This is a genomic window from Klebsiella sp. K-3, assembly GCF_051207495.1.
Lineage (GTDB): Bacteria > Pseudomonadota > Gammaproteobacteria > Enterobacterales > Enterobacteriaceae > Klebsiella > Klebsiella aerogenes.
Genome location: NZ_JBPNXF010000003.1, coordinates 205,364 through 224,527, shown reverse-complemented (window position 1 = coordinate 224,527; position 19,164 = coordinate 205,364). Strand labels below are relative to the sequence as shown.

Genomic DNA, 19,164 nt, shown 5'->3' with positions numbered 1-19,164 from the left:
GGTTTAAAATATGGCTTGCTGACTTCGGTAGGCTGAGTCCCTTAAGGAGAGGACAATGGTTGCGGTAAGAAGTGCACATCTTAATAAAGCTGGTGAGTTTGACCCGAAGAAATGGATCGCGAGTCTGGGGATTTCCAGCCAGCAGTCGTGTGAGCGCTTAGCCGAGACCTGGGATTATTGTCGCGTAACAACGCAGGGACACCCGCAGGCAGATCTCCTGTTATGGCGTGGCGTGGAGATGGTAGAAATTCTCTCCATGCTCAATATGGATATCGATACCTTGCGGGCCGCTTTACTGTTTCCGCTGGCGGACGGCAATGTTGTCAGCGAAGAGGTCCTGCAAGAGAGCGTCGGCAAATCCGTCGTTACCCTGATTCACGGCGTGCGTGATATGGCGGCGATTCGCCAGCTCAAAGCCACCCACACCGATACCGTCTCCTCAGAACAGGTCGACAATATTCGCCGCATGCTGCTGGCGATGGTCGATGATTTCCGCTGCGTGGTCATCAAGCTTGCGGAACGTATCGCTCACCTGCGCGAGGTAAAAGATGAACCCGAAGATGAGCGCGTACTGGCCGCAAAAGAGTGTACCAATATCTATGCGCCGCTGGCGAACCGCTTAGGAATAGGTCAACTGAAGTGGGAGCTGGAAGACTATTGCTTCCGTTATCTGCATCCAGCCGAATACAAGCGCATTGCTAAGTTGCTGCACGAACGCCGTATCGACCGCGAACATTACATCGATGAGTTTGTCGGCCATCTGCGTTCAGAAATGAAAACCGAAGGCGTAAAAGCAGAGGTGTATGGACGTCCGAAGCATATCTATAGCATCTGGCGCAAAATGCAGAAGAAGCATCTCGCTTTTGATGAACTGTTTGACGTGCGCGCGGTTCGTATCGTCGCCGAACGTTTACAGGATTGCTACGCGGCGCTGGGGATCGTGCATACTCACTATCGTCATCTGCCTGACGAATTTGATGATTACGTCGCCAACCCGAAGCCGAACGGCTACCAGTCTATTCATACCGTGGTGCTCGGGCCAGGCGGGAAAACGGTCGAGATCCAAATTCGCACCAAACAGATGCATGAAGACGCCGAGCTCGGCGTGGCGGCGCACTGGAAGTATAAAGAGGGCGCCAGCGCCGGGGCGAGCGGCGGTCGCGGCCATGAAGACCGTATCGCCTGGCTGCGTAAGCTGATCGCCTGGCAGGAAGAGATGGCCGACTCCGGCGAAATGCTAGACGAAGTGCGCAGCCAGGTCTTTGACGACCGGGTCTACGTGTTTACGCCGAAGGGTGACGTGGTTGACCTGCCGGCGGGCTCAACTCCGCTCGACTTTGCCTACCATATTCATAGCGATGTCGGGCACCGCTGCATCGGCGCCAAAATCGGCGGACGCATTGTGCCGTTCACCTATCAGCTGCAGATGGGCGATCAGATTGAGATAATCACCCAGAAGCAACCGAACCCAAGCCGCGACTGGCTGAACCCGAACCTCGGCTATGTAACCACCAGCCGCGGGCGCTCAAAAATTCACGCCTGGTTCCGTAAACAGGATCGCGACAAGAACATTCTCGCCGGGCGGCAGATCCTTGACGATGAGCTCGAGCATCTGGGCATCAGCCTGAAAGATGCCGAGAAACATCTGCTGCCGCGCTACAACTTTAATGAACTGGATGAACTGCTGGCGGCTATCGGCGGCGGGGACATTCGCCTTAATCAGATGGTCAACTTCCTGCAGGCGCAGTTCAACAAACCGAGCGCCGCCGAGCAGGATGCGGCCGCGCTGAAGCAGCTGCAGCAGAAAACCTATACCCCGCAGAACCGCAGCAAAGACAATGGCCGGGTGGTGGTTGAGGGCGTTGGCAATCTGATGCATCACATCGCCCGCTGCTGCCAGCCGATTCCCGGTGACGAAATCGTCGGCTTCATCACCCAGGGGCGCGGGATTTCAGTACACCGCGCCGACTGCGATCAGCTGGCTGAGCTGCAGTCTCACGCGCCGGAACGTATCGTTGATGCGGTATGGGGCGAGAGCTATTCGGCGGGATATTCGCTGGTGGTGCGCGTGGTCGCCAACGACCGCAGCGGCCTGCTGCGCGACATTACCACTATTCTTGCCAACGAGAAGGTGAACGTGCTGGGCGTGGCCAGCCGCAGCGATACCAAACAGCAGCTGGCGACCATCGATATGACCATTGAAATCTACAACCTGCAGGTGTTGGGCCGGGTGCTCGGCAAGCTGAACCAGGTGCCGGATGTCATCGACGCGCGTCGTCTGCACGGCGGTTAATTCGTCCGTAGTCCGGATAAGGCGAAGCCGCCATCCGGCAATTTCTTAACGTCGGATAAGGTATCAATGCTTTATCCGGCCTACCTTTTTTTTAAATTTCCAGGATTGTCACATGACTCAAATTGACCGCTTGCTCGGCATCATGCGCCGCCTGCGCGACCCGGAAAACGGCTGCCCGTGGGATAAAGAACAGACCTTTGCCACGATTGCCCCTTACACCCTTGAAGAGACCTATGAAGTGCTGGACGCCATTGCGCGCGAAGATTTTGACGATCTGCGCGGCGAGCTTGGCGATCTGTTATTCCAGGTGGTGTTCTATGCGCAGATGGCGCAGGAAGAAGGGCGTTTTGATTTCAACGATATCTGCGCCGCCATCAGCGACAAACTGGAACGGCGTCATCCGCATATCTTTGGCGATGCTTCAGCCGGGAACAGTGCGGAAGTGCTGGCGCGCTGGGAGCAGATCAAGAGCGCGGAGCGAGCGGAAAAGGCGCAACACTCGGCGCTGGATGATATTCCGCATAGCCTGCCGGCGCTGATGCGCGCGCATAAAATTCAGCGCCGCTGCTCGGCGGTGGGCTTCGACTGGACCTCGCTTGGCCCGGTGCTCGATAAAGTGCATGAAGAGATAGATGAAGTCATGCATGAAGCGCAGCAGGCGGTGGTTGATGAAGCTAAACTCGAGGAAGAAGTGGGCGACCTGCTGTTCGCCACGGTGAATTTATCCCGCCATTTAGGGGTAAAAGCCGAGGTCGCATTGCAGAAAGCGAACCTCAAATTTGAGCGCCGCTTCCGCGAAGTTGAGCGTATTGTCGCCGCCAGAGGCCTGGAAATGACCGGCGTTGACCTCGAAACCATGGAAGAAGTGTGGCAGGAAGTAAAACGCCAGGAAACTGATCTCTAACGAGTTTTCGTGATCAAGCGCTATTTGTGTGATTTTATAAATAACAAGCGCTTGATTTACGTCAAAAACATTTCGCCAAAAGCGGCTATTTTCTCATTCCGTTATGTTGTTGAAACACCATGTAGCCTGCCTCTTCGAGTTGTTCGAGTCGCAACGCAGGTGCGGCTGGTAGAAAGAAGAGGAGGGGAGAATGAAAGTTTGTGGCGTCACGCATGTTCGGGTATACTACTTTCCCGTCCTGGTTATTCCATCGTTTTACCCTAACTTCTCAGGTTCAGCATGACAACGAACTATATTTTTGTGACCGGCGGGGTCGTATCCTCTCTGGGTAAAGGCATTGCCGCAGCTTCCCTGGCAGCCATTCTTGAAGCCCGTGGGCTCAACGTAACTATCATGAAACTGGATCCGTACATCAACGTCGATCCGGGCACCATGAGCCCAATCCAGCACGGGGAAGTGTTCGTTACTGAAGACGGCGCTGAAACCGATCTGGACCTGGGTCACTACGAGCGTTTCATCCGTACCAAGATGACTCGCCGCAACAACTTCACTACCGGTCGTATCTACTCCGACGTTCTGCGTAAAGAGCGCCGTGGCGACTATCTCGGCGCAACCGTACAGGTTATCCCGCACATCACCAACGCCATCAAAGAGCGCGTACTGGCTGGCGGCGAAGGCCATGACGTGGTGCTGGTTGAAATCGGCGGTACCGTAGGCGATATCGAATCCCTGCCGTTCCTCGAAGCTATTCGCCAGATGGCGGTAGAAATCGGCCGTGAGCATACCCTGTTCATGCATTTGACCCTGGTGCCATACATGGCGGCAGCGGGTGAAGTCAAAACTAAACCGACTCAGCACTCTGTAAAAGAGCTGCTCTCCATCGGTATTCAGCCTGATATCCTGATTTGCCGCTCCGATCGCGCGGTTCCGGCCAACGAACGTGCAAAAATTGCATTGTTCTGTAACGTCCCGGAAAAGGCTGTGATTTCTCTGAAAGACGTCGATTCCATTTATAAAATTCCAGGCCTGTTGAAATCTCAGGGGCTGGACGATTATATTTGTAAACGATTCAGCTTAACTTGTCCGGAAGCAAACCTGGCCGAATGGGAACAGGTAATCTATGAAGAAGCTAATCCGGCAGGCGAAGTCACTATTGGTATGGTCGGTAAGTACATTGAACTGCCGGATGCCTACAAATCGGTGATTGAAGCGCTGAAACACGGTGGTCTGAAAAACCGCGTGACCGTCAACATCAAGCTTATTGATTCGCAGGATGTTGAAACGCGCGGCGTCGAAATCCTCAAAGATTTGGACGCGATCCTCATCCCGGGCGGCTTCGGCTACCGCGGCGTTGAAGGCAAGATCGCCACCGCGCGCTATGCGCGTGAGAACAATATTCCATATCTGGGCATCTGCCTGGGTATGCAGGTTGCGCTGATTGAGTTCGCGCGCAACGTAGCGGGCATGGAAAACGCCAACTCTACGGAATTTGTGCCAGACTGTAAGTACCCGGTGGTGGCGCTGATTACCGAATGGCGTGACGAAGAAGGCAACGTTGAGGTGCGTTCCGAGAAGAGCGACCTCGGCGGCACCATGCGCCTTGGCGCGCAGCAGTGCCAGCTGGGTGATGATTCTCTGGTTCGCCAGCTGTACGGCGAGCCGACAATCACCGAGCGCCATCGTCACCGCTACGAAGTCAACAACATGTTGTTGAAACCGATTGAAGCTGCCGGCCTGCGCGTTGCGGGCCGTTCCGGGGATGATCAGTTGGTCGAGATCATCGAAGTGCCGAACCATCCGTGGTTTGTGGCCTGCCAGTTCCACCCGGAGTTTACTTCGACGCCGCGTGACGGCCACCCGCTGTTTGCAGGCTTTGTGAAAGCCGCGAGCGAGTACCAGAAGCGTCAGGCGAAGTAAAAGAGTTAGAACGGCAATGCACCCAACTGGGTGCATTGTTTGTCTGGAGTTTTAGTTTAACTTGTACTGAGGAAAACCTAATGTCCAAAATCGTTAAAGTCATCGGTCGTGAAATCATCGACTCCCGTGGTAACCCGACTGTTGAAGCCGAAGTACACCTGGAAGGTGGTTTCGTCGGTATGGCAGCTGCTCCGTCAGGTGCTTCTACTGGTTCCCGCGAAGCGCTGGAACTGCGCGATGGCGACAAATCCCGTTTCCTGGGTAAAGGCGTAACCAAAGCTGTTGCTGCGGTAAACGGCCCGATCGCTCAGGCAGTCCTGGGTAAAGATGCTAAAGATCAAGCTGGCATCGATAAGATCATGATCGACCTGGACGGTACTGAAAACAAATCCAACTTCGGTGCGAACGCAATCCTGGCGGTATCCCTGGCGAACGCCAAAGCAGCAGCTGCTTCTAAAGGCCAGCCGCTGTTCGAACACATTGCTGAACTGAACGGCACTCCGGGCAAATACTCTATGCCGGTTCCGATGATGAACATCATCAACGGCGGTGAGCACGCTGACAACAACGTCGACATCCAGGAATTCATGATTCAGCCGGTTGGCGCGCCGACTCTGAAAGAAGCCGTACGTATGGGTTCTGAAGTGTTCCATCACCTGGCGAAAGTTCTGAAGTCCAAAGGCATGAACACTGCAGTTGGTGACGAAGGCGGCTACGCGCCGAACCTGGGTTCCAACGCTGAAGCGCTGGCTGTTATCGCTGAAGCGGTTAAAGCAGCAGGCTACGAACTGGGCAAAGACATCACTCTGGCGATGGACTGCGCAGCTTCTGAATTCTACAAAGACGGTAAATACGTTCTGGCTGGCGAAGGCAACAAAGCTTTCACCTCTGAAGAATTCACCCACTTCCTGGAAGAACTGACCAAACAGTACCCGATCGTGTCCATCGAAGATGGTCTGGACGAGTCTGACTGGGACGGTTTCGCATACCAGACCAAAGTACTGGGCGACAAAATCCAGCTGGTTGGTGACGATCTTTTCGTAACCAACACCAAGATCCTGAAAGAAGGCATCGAAAAAGGCATCGCTAACTCCATCCTGATCAAATTCAACCAGATCGGTTCTCTGACCGAAACTCTGGCTGCAATCAAGATGGCGAAAGACGCTGGCTACACCGCTGTCATCTCTCACCGTTCTGGCGAAACTGAAGACGCTACCATCGCTGACCTGGCTGTTGGTACCGCTGCAGGCCAGATCAAAACTGGTTCTATGAGCCGTTCTGACCGCGTTGCTAAATACAACCAGCTGATTCGTATCGAAGAAGCTCTGGGTGAAAAAGCGCCGTACAACGGTCGTAAAGAGATCAAAGGCCAGGCGTAATCCTGACTTTTTGTGAAATAAAAATGCCAGTCTGCGGACTGGCATTTTTTTTACCTGCGCATCGTGTTTACTTAAAATCGACGGCCATTTGCTGCGGGATAGAAAGCCCGCGGGTGGTTTGTACGCAGCGGTCGATATAATCGGTGAAACGCGGCGGTTTGGGCATGCCCATGCTGAGCAGTTTATCATTGCTGAAGCGGACGTTAAGCGTCGCAAAGGCGCCATACAGGCGCATCGCTTTAAGCATTAAGCGCTCGTTGCACGGGCCAAAAATATCCTTCAACTCGCGGCGCATTTTAACCAGCGTCTCATAGCTGACCTGCGCGTATCGGTCGCCTACCGGGGCTTGCTCTAGCGCCGAGGCCATCGCGCGATCGATTTCCGCAAACTTGACGCTATTCTCTTCACCGGCGGAGATATGCACCACTTCACCGCGCGCCAGCGGGCGTTGTAATAACATCAGCAGCGCGTCGGCACAGTAGTCGACCGGGATGACGTCAACGCGGTCTTCCATTGAACAAAGGAATTTTTGCAGCATCAGCCCCATGCTGAACACCCAAAAAATGCTGCTGGAGGGCTGGCAGCCGTGATGAGTATGACCAACGACGATAGAAGGGCGGGCGATGATTAACGGCAACGTCGGACACTGCTCCTGCATCAGGCGCTCAATGGTCGATTTGGAGTGCGTATACTCCACCAGATGCTCGGCGTGCTCGCGGAATTCAGCGCTTTCTGCGACCAGTGAATCTGGCTCCGGGGTACAGGACATAGCGGTCCCGACGTGGAGAAAACGCTGTAGTCCTGCCACGCGGGACATTCGTTGAGCAAATTTGAACGTTCCTTCGACATTTACTTTCCAGATGAGCGGGTTATTGCCAAATGAGGCAACGGCAGCGCTGTTGATAACGTGAGTAACCCGCTCCAGACGGGGGTCGTCCAGAAATGCCTCCGGGGATGACAAATCGCCGAGCAGGATCTGCCGGGTGGTTAATGCGGCCAGCTTCTCTTCTGCAATATTGAATTTACGCAGGTTTTCCTTCACCCGGGTCAGAGCCGCTTCATCGTTATTGGCTCGCACCAGGAGCAGTAGATTAATCCCATTTTCATTATTAAGGATATTCTCTAATACCGCTCCGCCCAGAAATCCGGTAACGCCTGTAATTAATAATGTATTCATGAATGCAGTCTCTCATGGTTGGTCGACTGGATTCTAGGCGCGGAAAATTAAACGGAGATTAAATAAAAACAGGCGGCAATAATCGGTTTCTTAAGCTTATTTTAAGCTATGGAAATCAAGTGAATTGAATTTGACCCTGAGCGTAGATAAAAGATTCATTGTTTCATGTATCGGTTTGTACATCTTTGATTAATAGTTTCTTTTTATTCGTTTGAGCAGCAATAAATAACGACCGTTACGGTCATGAAAAACATTCTTTGTTACATCTTTATCCGCGAGAAGATACTTCGCAAGAAAGTTATCAATGCGCGGCTTAATGACTGGACGCGATGCATGCTAAAATAATACTCAATGTATCGTAAATACATTTTGTGCTTATTTCATAGTTTGCTAACTAATATAAAAAGAGGGCTTGCACCCGGCTGACAATGGGCTCTGGTAAGCGCAGCTGAGGACAAGACCTGAGCGCCTGAATCTGCGATAATACCTTTTTACCACCTGAACAGAGATGACTATGCAGTACCCGATTAACGAGATGTTCCAGACCTTGCAAGGCGAGGGTTACTTTACCGGCGTGCCTGCCATTTTTATTCGTTTGCAGGGATGCCCGGTTGGTTGCGCCTGGTGCGATACCAAACATACCTGGGATAAGCTGGCCGATCGGGAAGTGTCTCTATTTAGTATCCTCGCTAAAACCAAAGAGAGCGATAAATGGGGCCCGGCGACCAGCGACGATCTGCTGGCGATCATTGGCCGTCAGGGGTGGACCGCCCGACATGTCGTGATTACCGGCGGCGAGCCCTGTATTCACGATCTCACGCCGTTGACAGAGTTGCTTGAGCAAAATGGTTTCAGCTGTCAGATTGAAACCAGCGGCACCCATGAAGTCCGCTGCAGCCACAATACCTGGGTCACGGTTTCGCCAAAAGTGAACATGCGCGGCGGCTACGATGTGCTGTCGCAGGCGCTGCAGCGTGCTGATGAAATCAAGCATCCGGTTGGCCGCGTGCGTGATATCGAAGCGCTTGATGAGCTGCTGGAAACGCTGGCTGATGAAAAGCCGCGAATTATTGCATTACAGCCGATTAGCCAAAAGGAAGACGCCACGCGGCTGTGCATTGAGACCTGTATCGCCCGAAACTGGCGGTTATCCATGCAGACGCATAAATATCTGAACATCGCCTGACCCCCGCTTTCTTTGCCGGGTAGGGTGCTCACCGCCCGGCAGCTCTCTTCTTCATATATGAATTCATCTTAACCCTCGACTTCAGCATGGTGTTGAGATACGCGCCAATGACAGCAATGCTATCATTGGCGCGTTAATTCAGCCGCCTGAGGCGGGCGGCTGATACGTTGACTTAAGGAACGAGTTAACCATGCAGCTAATTGATCCACCCACGGCCTTCTCTATGGACTTCTTCTCGCTCAAAGGGAAAACCGCTATCGTTACCGGCGGCAATAGCGGCCTGGGGCAGGCCTTTGCCGTCGCCCTGGCGACCGCCGGCGCGAATCTGTTTATTCCTGCTCTGCGCGAAGAACACGCTCAAACCCGAGAACTTATCGAACAGCAGGGCGTTGAGATGGAATTCATGCTGGCGGATATCACCGATGGCGGTATGCCACAGCGTATTATCGCCGCCTGCTGCGAGCGTTTCGGTACCGTTGATGTTTTGGTGAATAATGCCGGTATTTGCCAGTTGAATAAGGTGCTGCGCTTTGGTCGCACAGACTGGGATCCGATGATCGAGACTAACCTGACGGCAGCGTTTGAGCTTAGCCACGAAGCCGCGAAAATTATGGTTCCGCGGCGAAGCGGTAAGATTATTAATATCTGCTCGGTGTTTTCTTATCTCGGCGGCAGCTGGTCGCCGGCCTATGCCGCCACCAAGCATGCGCTGGCTGGCTTAACCAAAGCCTACTGCGATGAGCTGGGCCCGCATAATATTCAGGTTAACGGCATCGCGCCGGGCTATTATGAAACCGCCATGACCGCTATCACCCGCAGTATCCCAAAGGAAAACAGACGCGTGTTGGCGCATATACCCGCAGGCCGTTGGGGAGAAGCGCAGGATTTAATGGGCGCCGTTGTTTTCCTCGCCAGCCGGGCCTCGGATTACGTTAACGGTCATATTCTGGCGGTGGATGGCGGCTATCTGGTGCGCTGATTCACACGGTGTTGGATGAAATAGAAAACCGCCATGGCAGCAGCCCGATGGCGGATAAGGCAGGGAATTACTCGCCGCGATAGACGCAGCCTGCGGTGCAGGTCTCTTTTACCATTACCGCGCTCAGCAGAGGAACCAGCGGTTTCATTTGATCCCAAATCCATTTGGCCAGCACTTCGCTGGTGGGGTTCTCCAGTCCTGGGATATCGTTAAGGTAATAGTGGTCTAAACGATCATAGGTCGGTTTAAACGCGGCTTTCAGCTCGGCGAAATCCATGATCCACCCGGTATGGGGATCGACTTCACCGGTAATCTCCAGACGCACCATAAAAGAGTGACCATGCAGGCGACCGCATTTGTGGCCTTTCGGTACGTGCGGCAGGTGGTGGGCGGCTTCGAAGGTGAAATCTTTAAACAGCGTGGTGGACATCATTAACTCTCAACAGGACGAAAAAAACCGCCGTAGGGTACCGGAAAGTACATTTTTTAGCATTAACTAAAACGGCCCTGAACGCGAAATCGCCGTTTTTGTGGTGTTTTGATGATTTAATTTATTGTTTTTCAATTATTTAACTAATCGCTTTTGTTGTTAATAACTATAACTAAAACAGGTTAGTCCATTTGGTTATTTGATATTTCCATCCCTTCTTTAATTGTTAGTATGCCCGCCGTTAACCTTACAATCTCTTCTGTTTTTGTCGCGCTGACAGGGCGTGAATAACAGCTTTGCTTACTGGAACATAACGACGCATGACGACACAGGCCCCACCTTCCAATCTGCTGCCGCTAAACCCGGAGCAACTGGCGCGCCTACAGGCGGCCACGACTGACTTTACGCCAACCCAACTGGCTTGGGTGTCCGGCTACTTCTGGGGCATGCTGAATCAGCAGCCCGGCGCCGCGGTAAGCGCGCCCGTTCAGGCGGTAGAAGCGCCGGCCATCACCCTGATTTCCGCTTCGCAGACCGGCAACGCGCGTCGGGTTGCCGAAGCGCTGCGCGACGATTTACAGGCCGCGCAGCTGAACGTGAAACTGGTGAACGCTGGCGACTATAAATTCAAACAAATCGCCGGTGAAAAACTGCTGGTCGTGGTGACGTCGACTCAGGGTGAAGGTGAGCCGCCGGAAGAAGCCGTCGCATTGCATAAGTTCCTGTTTTCAAAGAAAGCGCCGAAGCTCGATGGCACCGCCTTCGCGGTGTTTGGTCTCGGCGATACCTCCTATGAGTTTTTCTGCCAGTCCGGCAAAGATTTCGATAGCAAACTGGCCGAACTGGGCGGCGAACGTCTGCTCGATCGCGTTGACGCCGACGTTGAATATCAAGCCGCGGCGGCGGAATGGCGCGCTCGCGTAGTGGATGTGCTGAAAGCGCGCGCGCCGACGGCTGCGCCGGCCCAGCTTGCGACCAGCGGCGCCGTGAATGAAATTCATACCAGTCCGTATACCAAAGAAGCGCCGCTGACGGCGACGCTTGCTGTGAATCAGAAAATAACCGGTCGCGACTCGGAAAAAGATGTCCGTCATATCGAGATCGATCTGGGTGATTCCGGTCTGCGTTATCAGCCGGGAGATGCGCTAGGCGTGTGGTATCAGAACGATCCGGCGCTGGTCAAAGAGCTGGTGGAGCTGCTGTGGCTTAAGGGTGATGAACCGGTCACGGTAGAAGGCAAAACGCTGCCGCTGGCGCAAGCGCTGGAGTGGCATTTCGAGCTGACGGTCAACACCGCCAATATTGTTGAGAACTATGCCACCCTGACCCGCAGCGAAACGCTGCTGCCGCTGGTCGGCGATAAAGCGCAGTTGCAGCACTACGCCGCGACGACGCCTATCGTCGATATGGTGCGCTTCTCGCCGGCACAGTTGGATGCCGAAGCCTTAATCGGCCTGCTGCGCCCGCTAACGCCGCGCCTCTACTCGATTGCTTCTTCGCAGGCGGAAGCGGAAAACGAAGTCCACGTCACCGTTGGCGTTGTGCGTTATGACATTGAAGGCCGTGCTCGCGCCGGCGGTGCGTCCAGCTTCCTCGCTGACCGCGTGGAAGAAGATGGCGAAGTGCGCATCTTTATCGAACACAATGACAACTTCCGTCTGCCTGCTAACCCGCAAACGCCGGTTATCATGATTGGCCCTGGAACCGGTATCGCGCCGTTCCGCGCCTTTATGCAGCAGCGCGCGGCGGAAGGGGCGGAAGGGAAGAACTGGTTGTTCTTCGGCAATCCGCACTTCACGGAAGATTTCCTTTATCAGGTGGAATGGCAGAGCTACGTCAAAGAGGGCGTGCTGAGCCGAATCGACCTGGCCTGGTCTCGCGATCAACAACAAAAAGTCTATGTACAGGACAAACTGCGCGAGCAGGGGGCTGAAGTGTGGCGTTGGATTAACGACGGCGCCCATATTTATGTCTGCGGCGATGCCAATCGAATGGCGAAAGACGTCGAGCAGGCGTTACTGGAAGTGATTGCCGAATACGGCGCGATGGACGCCGAAGCGGCGGACGAATTTTTAAGTGAGCTGCGCGTTGAGCGCCGTTATCAGCGAGATGTCTACTAATGAGCGAAAAACATCCTGGCCCGCTGGTGGTCGAAGGTAAACTCTCCGACGCCGAGCGTATGAAGATCGAGAGCAACTACCTGCGCGGCACCATTGCGGAAGATTTAAATGACGGCCTGACCGGCGGTTTTAAAGGCGACAACTTCCTGCTCATCCGCTTTCACGGCATGTACCAGCAGGACGACCGCGATATTCGCGCGGAACGCGCGGCGCAGAAACTGGAGCCGCGCCACGCGATGCTGCTGCGCTGCCGTCTGCCGGGCGGCGTTATCACCACCAAACAGTGGCAGGCGATTGATAAATTCGCGGCGGATAACACCATCTACGGCAGTATTCGCCTCACTAACCGTCAGACCTTCCAGTTCCACGGTATTCTGAAGAAGAATGTGAAGCCGGTGCATCAGATGCTGCACTCTGTTGGGCTGGACGCGCTGGCGACCGCCAACGACATGAACCGCAACGTGCTGTGCACCTCGAACCCGTTTGAGTCGCAGCTGCACGCCGAAGCCTACGAGTGGGCGAAGAAGATCTCTGAGCATCTGTTACCGCGTACCCGCGCCTATGCTGAGATCTGGTTGGATCAGGAAAAGGTCGCCACTACCGACGAGGAACCGATCCTCGGCCAGACCTATCTGCCGCGTAAATTCAAAACGACGGTGGTGATCCCGCCGCAGAACGATATCGATCTGCACGCCAATGACATGAACTTCGTGGCGATTGCGGAAAACGGTAAGCTGGTCGGCTTTAACCTGCTGGTGGGCGGCGGTTTGTCTATCGAGCACGGTAATAAGAAAACCTATGCGCGTACCGCCAGCGAGTTTGGCTATCTGCCGCTGGAGCATACCCTGGCAGTGGCGGAAGCGGTCGTGACCACCCAGCGCGACTGGGGTAATCGTACCGATCGTAAAAACGCGAAAACCAAATATACCCTTGAGCGCGTCGGCGTGGAGACCTTCAAGGCGGAAGTTGAGCGTCGTGCCGGGATCAAATTCGAACCGATTCGTCCGTACGAGTTTACCGGCCGCGGCGACCGCATCGGCTGGGTTAAGGGTATCGATAATAACTGGCACCTGACGCTGTTTATTGAGAACGGCCGTATTCTGGATTATCCGAGCCGCCCGCTAAAAACTGGCCTGCTGGAGATCGCGAAGATTCACAAAGGTGAATTCCGCATTACCGCCAACCAGAACCTGATCATCGCCAGCGTACCGGAAGATCAGAAAGCGCGGATTGAGAAACTGGCGCGCGATCATGGCCTGATGAATGCCGTCACGGCGCAGCGTGAGAACTCAATGGCCTGCGTGTCGTTCCCGACCTGTCCGTTAGCGATGGCCGAAGCCGAACGTTTCCTGCCGTCATTTATCGACAAGGTCGAAGAGGTGATGAGTAAGCACGGCGTCGGTGATGAGCATATTGTAACCCGCGTCACGGGTTGCCCGAACGGCTGCGGCCGCGCGATGCTGGCGGAAGTTGGCCTGGTGGGTAAAGCGCCTGGCCGCTATAACCTGCATATCGGCGGCAACCGCAGCGGGACGCGCATCCCACGGATGTATCGCGAAAATATCACCGAGCCGGAGATCCTGGCCTCGCTCGATGAGCTGGTTGGGCGCTGGGCGAAAGAGCGCGAAGCGGGTGAAGGCTTCGGCGACTTTACGGTGCGTGCGGGCATCATTCGTCCGGTGCTCGACCCGGCGCGTGATTTCTGGGAATAACCTGAATTGCCGGATAGCGGCATGAATGCCTTATCCGGCCTACCGTTCGCGTAGGCCTGATAAGCGAAGCGCCATCAGGCAAGGCACACAGTGAGGAATCTATGTCCAAACTCGATCTAAACGCGCTGAATGAGCTACCGAAAGTAGAACGCGTCATGGCGCTGGCGGAAGTTAACACTCAGCTGGAAAAACTCAGCGCCGAAGAACGCGTGGCATGGGCGCTGGAAAACCTGCCCGGCGACTATGCGCTCTCTTCAAGCTTTGGTATTCAGGCGGCGGTCAGCCTGCATCTGGTGAACCAGCTGCGCCCGGACATTCCGGTGATCCTGACCGATACCGGCTATCTGTTCCCGGAAACCTATCAGTTTATTGATGAATTAACCGAGAAGCTCAACCTGAACCTTAAAGTCTACCGGGCGACGGAAAGCGCCGCCTGGCAGGAAGCGCGTTACGGCAAACTGTGGGAGCAGGGCGTTGAAGGCATTGAGAAGTACAATGAAATCAACAAAGTTGAGCCGATGAACCGGGCGCTGAAGGAGCTCAATACCCGCACCTGGTTCGCGGGCCTGCGCCGCGAGCAGTCCGGCAGCCGGGCGCATTTACCGGTACTGGCTATCCAGCGCGGCGTCTTTAAGCTGCTGCCGATTATCGACTGGGATAACCGGACGGTTTATCAGTATCTGCAAAAGCACGGCCTGAAATACCACCCGCTCTGGGAGCAGGGGTATTTGTCCGTCGGTGACACTCACACCACCCGTAAATGGGAACCCGGTATGGCGGAAGAAGAGACCCGCTTCTTTGGCCTCAAGCGCGAGTGCGGATTACACGAAGGCTAAGTGTTATGTGGCAGACTTGGCGGCGAAAGCCGCCAAAGGCTTAATTTATATCGCGCCACGTGGCCTGAACGTAGATCTCTCCGGAAGCGCTGACATCACCGTACCACTCATTGTTATCCAGCGTTTTCAGCGAAATTTCATCGTTCATCGGAATAGAAAATTTCACCGTAGCTTTGTCCATCGTCCCTGCCTCGCCGGAGATATCGGTCCACGCTGAGGTTATCCATAGCGCATCGGTCATATCGCGCCAGCTGCCGTCGCAGCCCGCGTCATAGGTCTTGATGCTGCCATCCTGTTTGCTGAAGGAAAGCGTAGCCGGGAAGGGCACTTTAATGCTGCCGTCGTCGGCGCTGAAGATGCAGTAGGCGCGGCCGTTAATTTGCTGCGTCGGGCCGGTGGCTTTAATCAGTACCTCATCGGCGGCGGTTTTACCGGTAGTAGTGACAATGTAGTTAAAATCTAATGAGGGTTCGTCCTCGCCAACGTAACCAGCAAGCGAAGGGGCGTCGCTATAGTCTTTAGCGGTAATGCTAATACTGAAATCGCGCGGCTTAATTAACAGTGAATTAGACGTGGTAAATTCATACATCCTACTGATTGTAGGAGTGCCGTTCGGCCTTTCGATGCGTAAATTCAACAAATCTTTGCTATCGGTGTCAGTAATGCCTGACTCCACCATTTTTTTAAATAATCTTTCGGAAAAAAAGAAATAAATCGCGCTGGACGACGTCAGTTCCCCTAGTGTGTAGCTCTGTACGCTCGAATTGCTCACCGGTTTCCACGTACTGCCGTCAAGACTAAACTGCATATCATACGATCCCTGCGAAGGGACAATCGCTGCCAGCGCACTATTAAGGATCATCGGATAAACCAGAACGCTTTGCGCCCCGCCGCCGCCGTCCAGACTATAAGAGACCATCTTGCAGGCCAATCCTGAATGGGCGCCTACGGTTTGCAATTTGCAGTTGGTATTTCCTTCGGCGGGCGTGGGTACGCCATCGCTATTGATAAAGACTTCATCAACAGAATTGGTGTTAATAAGCGTAAGGTGAGCGCTTTTAGTAATAGTTACAGTGCCAGAGCTATAGAAAGGGGCTACCCGGGAACAGCGCCAGGTGCTCGTCGGGTCGTAGGTTGTGCTTGTCGCACAGGTATACATCACCATTGAAAAGCTGCTGCCGGTTGGCATTTGCTGCATATACTGGTAAAAAGCTCTGATAAGGTCCCTCTGAGGTTTGTATCCACTTTGGCACCGTAAATACCGTTCTTCTCCACAACAGCTCCGGGTAGGGTCGAGGTGCTTTCATCACAACCGCTTCTGGCTGACGGCCCATATGAATCACAACTTTGTCCTGCCATCAGATAGGAAATTGGCGGATTATCCAGCCATAAATCTCCCTCGGTTTGTGTAGCAAAATATTGGTTGTCTGAAATATATCCGAGGGAAGTTTGATATCCTGCCGAGCGCAAACGCATGCTGCCCCAGCGGTTGGAGCCGGAAATAACAACTTCGCTACCGGTGTAAGTAATAAAAAAGCTACTGTCGATATTATTTTCAACGAATAACGTCGTTTGCTGCGTATCAGCCATAGCCGATGGCGCGACGTGAAATAACGCGCCGGCCAGCCCCAAAATGCCCCAGTGGTTTATTTTCATGGTAATTCTCTGTTTACCAATTTTTAGCGTGATTCCGGGTCTGAATCAGCCCGGAGGTTAATTAATATCGCGCCACGTGGCCTGAACGTGAATTTCTCCTGAGGCGCTGACGTCGCCGTACCACTCGTTGTTATCCAGCGTTTTCTGCGAAATATCATCATTCATGGGAATCGAAAATTTCACCGTGGCTTTATCCATGACGCCGGGTTCGCCGGAGATATCGGTCCATGCCGAAGTGAGCCACAGCGCGTCGGTCATATCGCGCCAGCTGCCGTCGCAGCCCGCGTCATAGGTCTTGATGCTGCCATCCTGTTTGGTGAAGGAGAGCGTGGCCGGGAAGGGAACCTTGATGGTGCTGTCGTCGGCGCTGAAGATACAGTAGGCGCGGCCGTTAATTTGCTGCGTCGGGCCGGTGGCTTTAATCAGCACCTCGTCGGCGGCGGTCTTACCGCTGGTGGTGACGATATAGTTAAAGTCGAGCGAGGGTTCATCACGGCCAACGTAGCCTTCGCGCGTTGGGGCGTCGCTGTAGTCTTCAGAGGAGATATTGATGCTGAATTCGCGGGGTTTTATCTCCAGTGAATTGGAGGTGTAAAATTCATATGCCTGGTCGGCATCTGGTGAGAAAGTGGATGCGCGATCGTTGTAGAGGCGAAAATACATTATATCCTGGCTATTAGTATCGCTGAGACCGGATGCCACCATCTGTTTAAAGAAGTTGTCCGAAAAGAACACATAAATGGCGCTGGAGGAGGCCATCTCATCAAGAAGGTAGTAGTTGGCGGCGGAGCTCGCGTTGCGGGTTAACGATGTCTGTTTCCATGCACTGCCGTCCAGACTGAACTGCATATCCTCTGATTTAACAGCCGAGACCAACGCGGAGTTGTTCAGCACCGGGTAAACGCGTATTGCGGAGCCACCCGTTCCGTTGAAGCTGTAGTTCACCATCCTGCAGGCGAGGCCGGAGAGGCTACCAATATTTTGCACTCTGCAGTTAGTATTGCCTTCACCGGGGGTCGGGACGCCATCGCTGTTGATGTAGACTTCATCAAGGGCGCCGGAGTTAAGTAACCTCAGGTGCACGCCTTTGGTATAAGTGAGGCGTGTGGCGTACCAGGTCGCATCACTCTGGTCTTTACAGCGGGCGCCGGTACTTGCATCGTATGTACTGCTACCCGTTTGGGCGGTCAGGCATTCATTGAGGGTCATTGAGAAGCTGCTGCCGGCGCCCATCTGAAGCAGATATTGAAAAAAAGCATCTGAGATACTGCCGCTCAAATACTCCATCCCGGTAAAGGGAAGCAGGAGACCGTACACCCCCTGGGCATCGGTTACGGATGTGTCCGTTGTCACAATAACAGGATTCCTGCCTGTGGCACTGGTGCACATATTATCTATATACGAGCAAGGGATCCCGGTTAACGCATAAGATACCGGCGCGTTTTCAAGCCATAAATCGGCCATACTATTTATCCCAGCATGATAAATCCTTATATTTTGTGTTGAAATATACCCAGGAGTATTCTGATACATGTAATCTCGTACATTATCCCACCACGAAAGATCAACCCAGCGGTTGGCCCCGGACATCATGGGCAGTGCTGATGAACCTATATTCGTAACAAAGTAGGTATTATCGATCTGGTCTTCGATAAACGCGAAGCTCCCGGACATGTCGCCTTTGGTGACTTTCGTCGCCGCCCCCGCCTGCGCCGCGTACAGCGCCGCGACCAGCGCCATTAACCCTGCTAATCCTTTAATTTTCATACTGGCCTCCTGCCATATCGATCACCGCGCCGGTATTTCACTTCAGCGGGCAGTCGTCGGTTATTTTGATAAATTTTTCGTTATAGACGATATAGTGGTTGCCCGGCTGGCGCAGCCCCTGCTGGCGGACGACATCGCCAGGGCGCAGATACCATGCGTCCCCTTCTTCTTCCGTGGTGTTGCATCCCGGCTTAATCAGCAGCTTGAACCAGGTATTGCCGGTATTGCTGAGGGTGCCGCTCGCCCGGTCGAGGGTCCATTTGAAGTTCGCTTCGCGCGGGCGCACCACCAGGATTGTGTCCATTACCACCACCGGCTCCATGCTGACGCCGGCTCCCGATGCCTTACGCGCCACGTGGTTAAAGGAGGGAACTTCGCGGAACATGACCCGGTAATAACGTTCGCGGTTATCCTTCGGGCCGTGGTAGTAAAATTTGAAATATTCGCCTTCTCCGGCCTGCAGGGTTATTTGCCGCGGGGCGAACAGCAGCTCGCCGTCCGCCGGGCGGGAGCGCACCTCTTTGCCGCCGGGGCGGTCGATGGCGCTCACCGACACCTGGTACAGGCGCGCGCTTTTGTTGTTGTTCAGCACCCGCTTGGCGGCAAACGCCGCCTCCGGGGAGAGGGAGAAGGTCAGATTACCGACCGACATCGCCTGCGCGGCCAGCGGCAGACCCAGCGCCAGCAGGCAAATTGCCGCCCGCAGGCGGCTAATTATTGTCGCGCCACGTCGTTTGTACATGAATTTCTCCTGAGGCGCTTACGTCGCCGTACCACACGCTGTTATCCGGCGTGTTCTGCGAAATTA

Annotated in this window: 13 protein-coding genes and 2 pseudogenes; 9 read left to right on the top strand and 6 right to left on the bottom strand. The window is 54.1% G+C overall.

What is annotated here, in order from left to right:
* Positions 1-55: 55 nt before the first annotated feature.
* The 4 genes from relA (at position 56) to eno (ending at position 6,493) form a co-directional block, all read left to right on the top strand.
* On the top strand, positions 56-2,293 hold the full coding sequence (relA, locus tag ACSEMK_RS06140; RefSeq protein WP_047078980.1) for a GTP diphosphokinase: 2,238 nt from the start codon (positions 56-58) through the stop codon (positions 2,291-2,293).
* A gap of 112 nt (positions 2,294-2,405) precedes the next feature.
* A complete protein-coding gene (gene mazG / locus ACSEMK_RS06135) occupies positions 2,406-3,197 on the top strand; it encodes a nucleoside triphosphate pyrophosphohydrolase (protein WP_015703306.1) in 792 nt (263 codons plus the stop codon).
* A 279-nt stretch (positions 3,198-3,476) separates the two neighbouring features.
* Complete coding sequence (gene pyrG, locus ACSEMK_RS06130; protein ID WP_015703305.1) at positions 3,477-5,114, top strand: glutamine hydrolyzing CTP synthase; 1,638 nt, start codon at positions 3,477-3,479, stop codon at positions 5,112-5,114.
* A gap of 80 nt (positions 5,115-5,194) precedes the next feature.
* A complete protein-coding gene (eno, locus tag ACSEMK_RS06125; protein WP_015369968.1) occupies positions 5,195-6,493 on the top strand; it encodes a phosphopyruvate hydratase in 1,299 nt (432 codons plus the stop codon).
* A gap of 67 nt (positions 6,494-6,560) precedes the next feature.
* Here the strand turns inward: eno and ACSEMK_RS06120 are convergent, their stop codons facing one another.
* On the bottom strand, positions 6,561-7,670 hold the full coding sequence (locus tag ACSEMK_RS06120; protein ID WP_113372946.1) for an SDR family oxidoreductase: 1,110 nt from the start codon (positions 7,668-7,670) through the stop codon (positions 6,561-6,563).
* 514 nt (positions 7,671-8,184) lie between these two features.
* Between ACSEMK_RS06120 and queE the strand changes: the two genes are divergently transcribed.
* Positions 8,185-8,856, top strand: a complete 672-nt coding sequence (gene queE, locus ACSEMK_RS06115) for a 7-carboxy-7-deazaguanine synthase QueE (protein ID WP_087858621.1) — start codon at positions 8,185-8,187, stop codon at positions 8,854-8,856.
* 190 nt (positions 8,857-9,046) lie between these two features.
* Positions 9,047-9,835, top strand: a complete 789-nt coding sequence (locus ACSEMK_RS06110; protein ID WP_087858593.1) for an SDR family oxidoreductase — start codon at positions 9,047-9,049, stop codon at positions 9,833-9,835.
* Positions 9,836-9,902: 67 nt separating this feature from the next.
* Here the strand turns inward: ACSEMK_RS06110 and queD are convergent, their stop codons facing one another.
* Positions 9,903-10,268: a 6-carboxytetrahydropterin synthase QueD gene (gene queD / locus ACSEMK_RS06105; protein ID WP_015369973.1), complete on the bottom strand. Its 366-nt coding sequence runs from the start codon at positions 10,266-10,268 to the stop codon at positions 9,903-9,905.
* Between the two features lie 317 nt (positions 10,269-10,585).
* Between queD and cysJ the strand changes: the two genes are divergently transcribed.
* The 3 genes from cysJ (at position 10,586) to cysH (ending at position 14,933) form a co-directional block, all read left to right on the top strand.
* Positions 10,586-12,385, top strand: coding sequence for an NADPH-dependent assimilatory sulfite reductase flavoprotein subunit (gene cysJ / locus ACSEMK_RS06100; protein ID WP_113372945.1), 1,800 nt, complete (start codon positions 10,586-10,588; stop codon positions 12,383-12,385).
* Positions 12,385-14,097 (top strand): assimilatory sulfite reductase (NADPH) hemoprotein subunit, encoded by a 1,713-nt coding sequence (gene cysI / locus ACSEMK_RS06095; RefSeq protein ID WP_271032870.1) that lies wholly within the window; start codon positions 12,385-12,387, stop codon positions 14,095-14,097. Before cysJ ends, cysI begins: the two co-directional genes overlap by 1 nt.
* Before the next feature lie 101 nt (positions 14,098-14,198).
* Positions 14,199-14,933 carry a phosphoadenosine phosphosulfate reductase gene (cysH, locus tag ACSEMK_RS06090; protein ID WP_032709016.1) on the top strand — a complete coding sequence of 245 codons (735 nt, stop codon included), beginning with the start codon at positions 14,199-14,201 and terminating at the stop codon, positions 14,931-14,933.
* Positions 14,934-14,973: 40 nt separating this feature from the next.
* On the opposite strand, the pseudogene ACSEMK_RS06085 reads toward cysH, so the two are convergent.
* The 4 genes and pseudogenes from ACSEMK_RS06085 to ACSEMK_RS06070 form a co-directional block, all read right to left on the bottom strand.
* Positions 14,974-16,589 (bottom strand): annotated as a pseudogene (locus ACSEMK_RS06085) (fimbrial adhesin EcpD).
* Between the two features lie 57 nt (positions 16,590-16,646).
* Positions 16,647-18,356 (bottom strand): hypothetical protein, encoded by a 1,710-nt coding sequence (locus ACSEMK_RS06080; protein ID WP_087858588.1) that lies wholly within the window; start codon positions 18,354-18,356, stop codon positions 16,647-16,649.
* A 37-nt stretch (positions 18,357-18,393) separates the two neighbouring features.
* The gene (locus tag ACSEMK_RS06075) at positions 18,394-19,098 is read right to left on the bottom strand and encodes a fimbria/pilus periplasmic chaperone (RefSeq protein WP_430914640.1); all 705 of its coding nucleotides are present in this window, start codon (positions 19,096-19,098) and stop codon (positions 18,394-18,396) included.
* Positions 19,067-19,162, bottom strand: a pseudogene (locus tag ACSEMK_RS06070) (hypothetical protein); the annotation flags it as partial. The gene ACSEMK_RS06075 and the pseudogene ACSEMK_RS06070, both read right to left, overlap by 32 nt.
* Positions 19,163-19,164 lie beyond the last annotated feature (2 nt).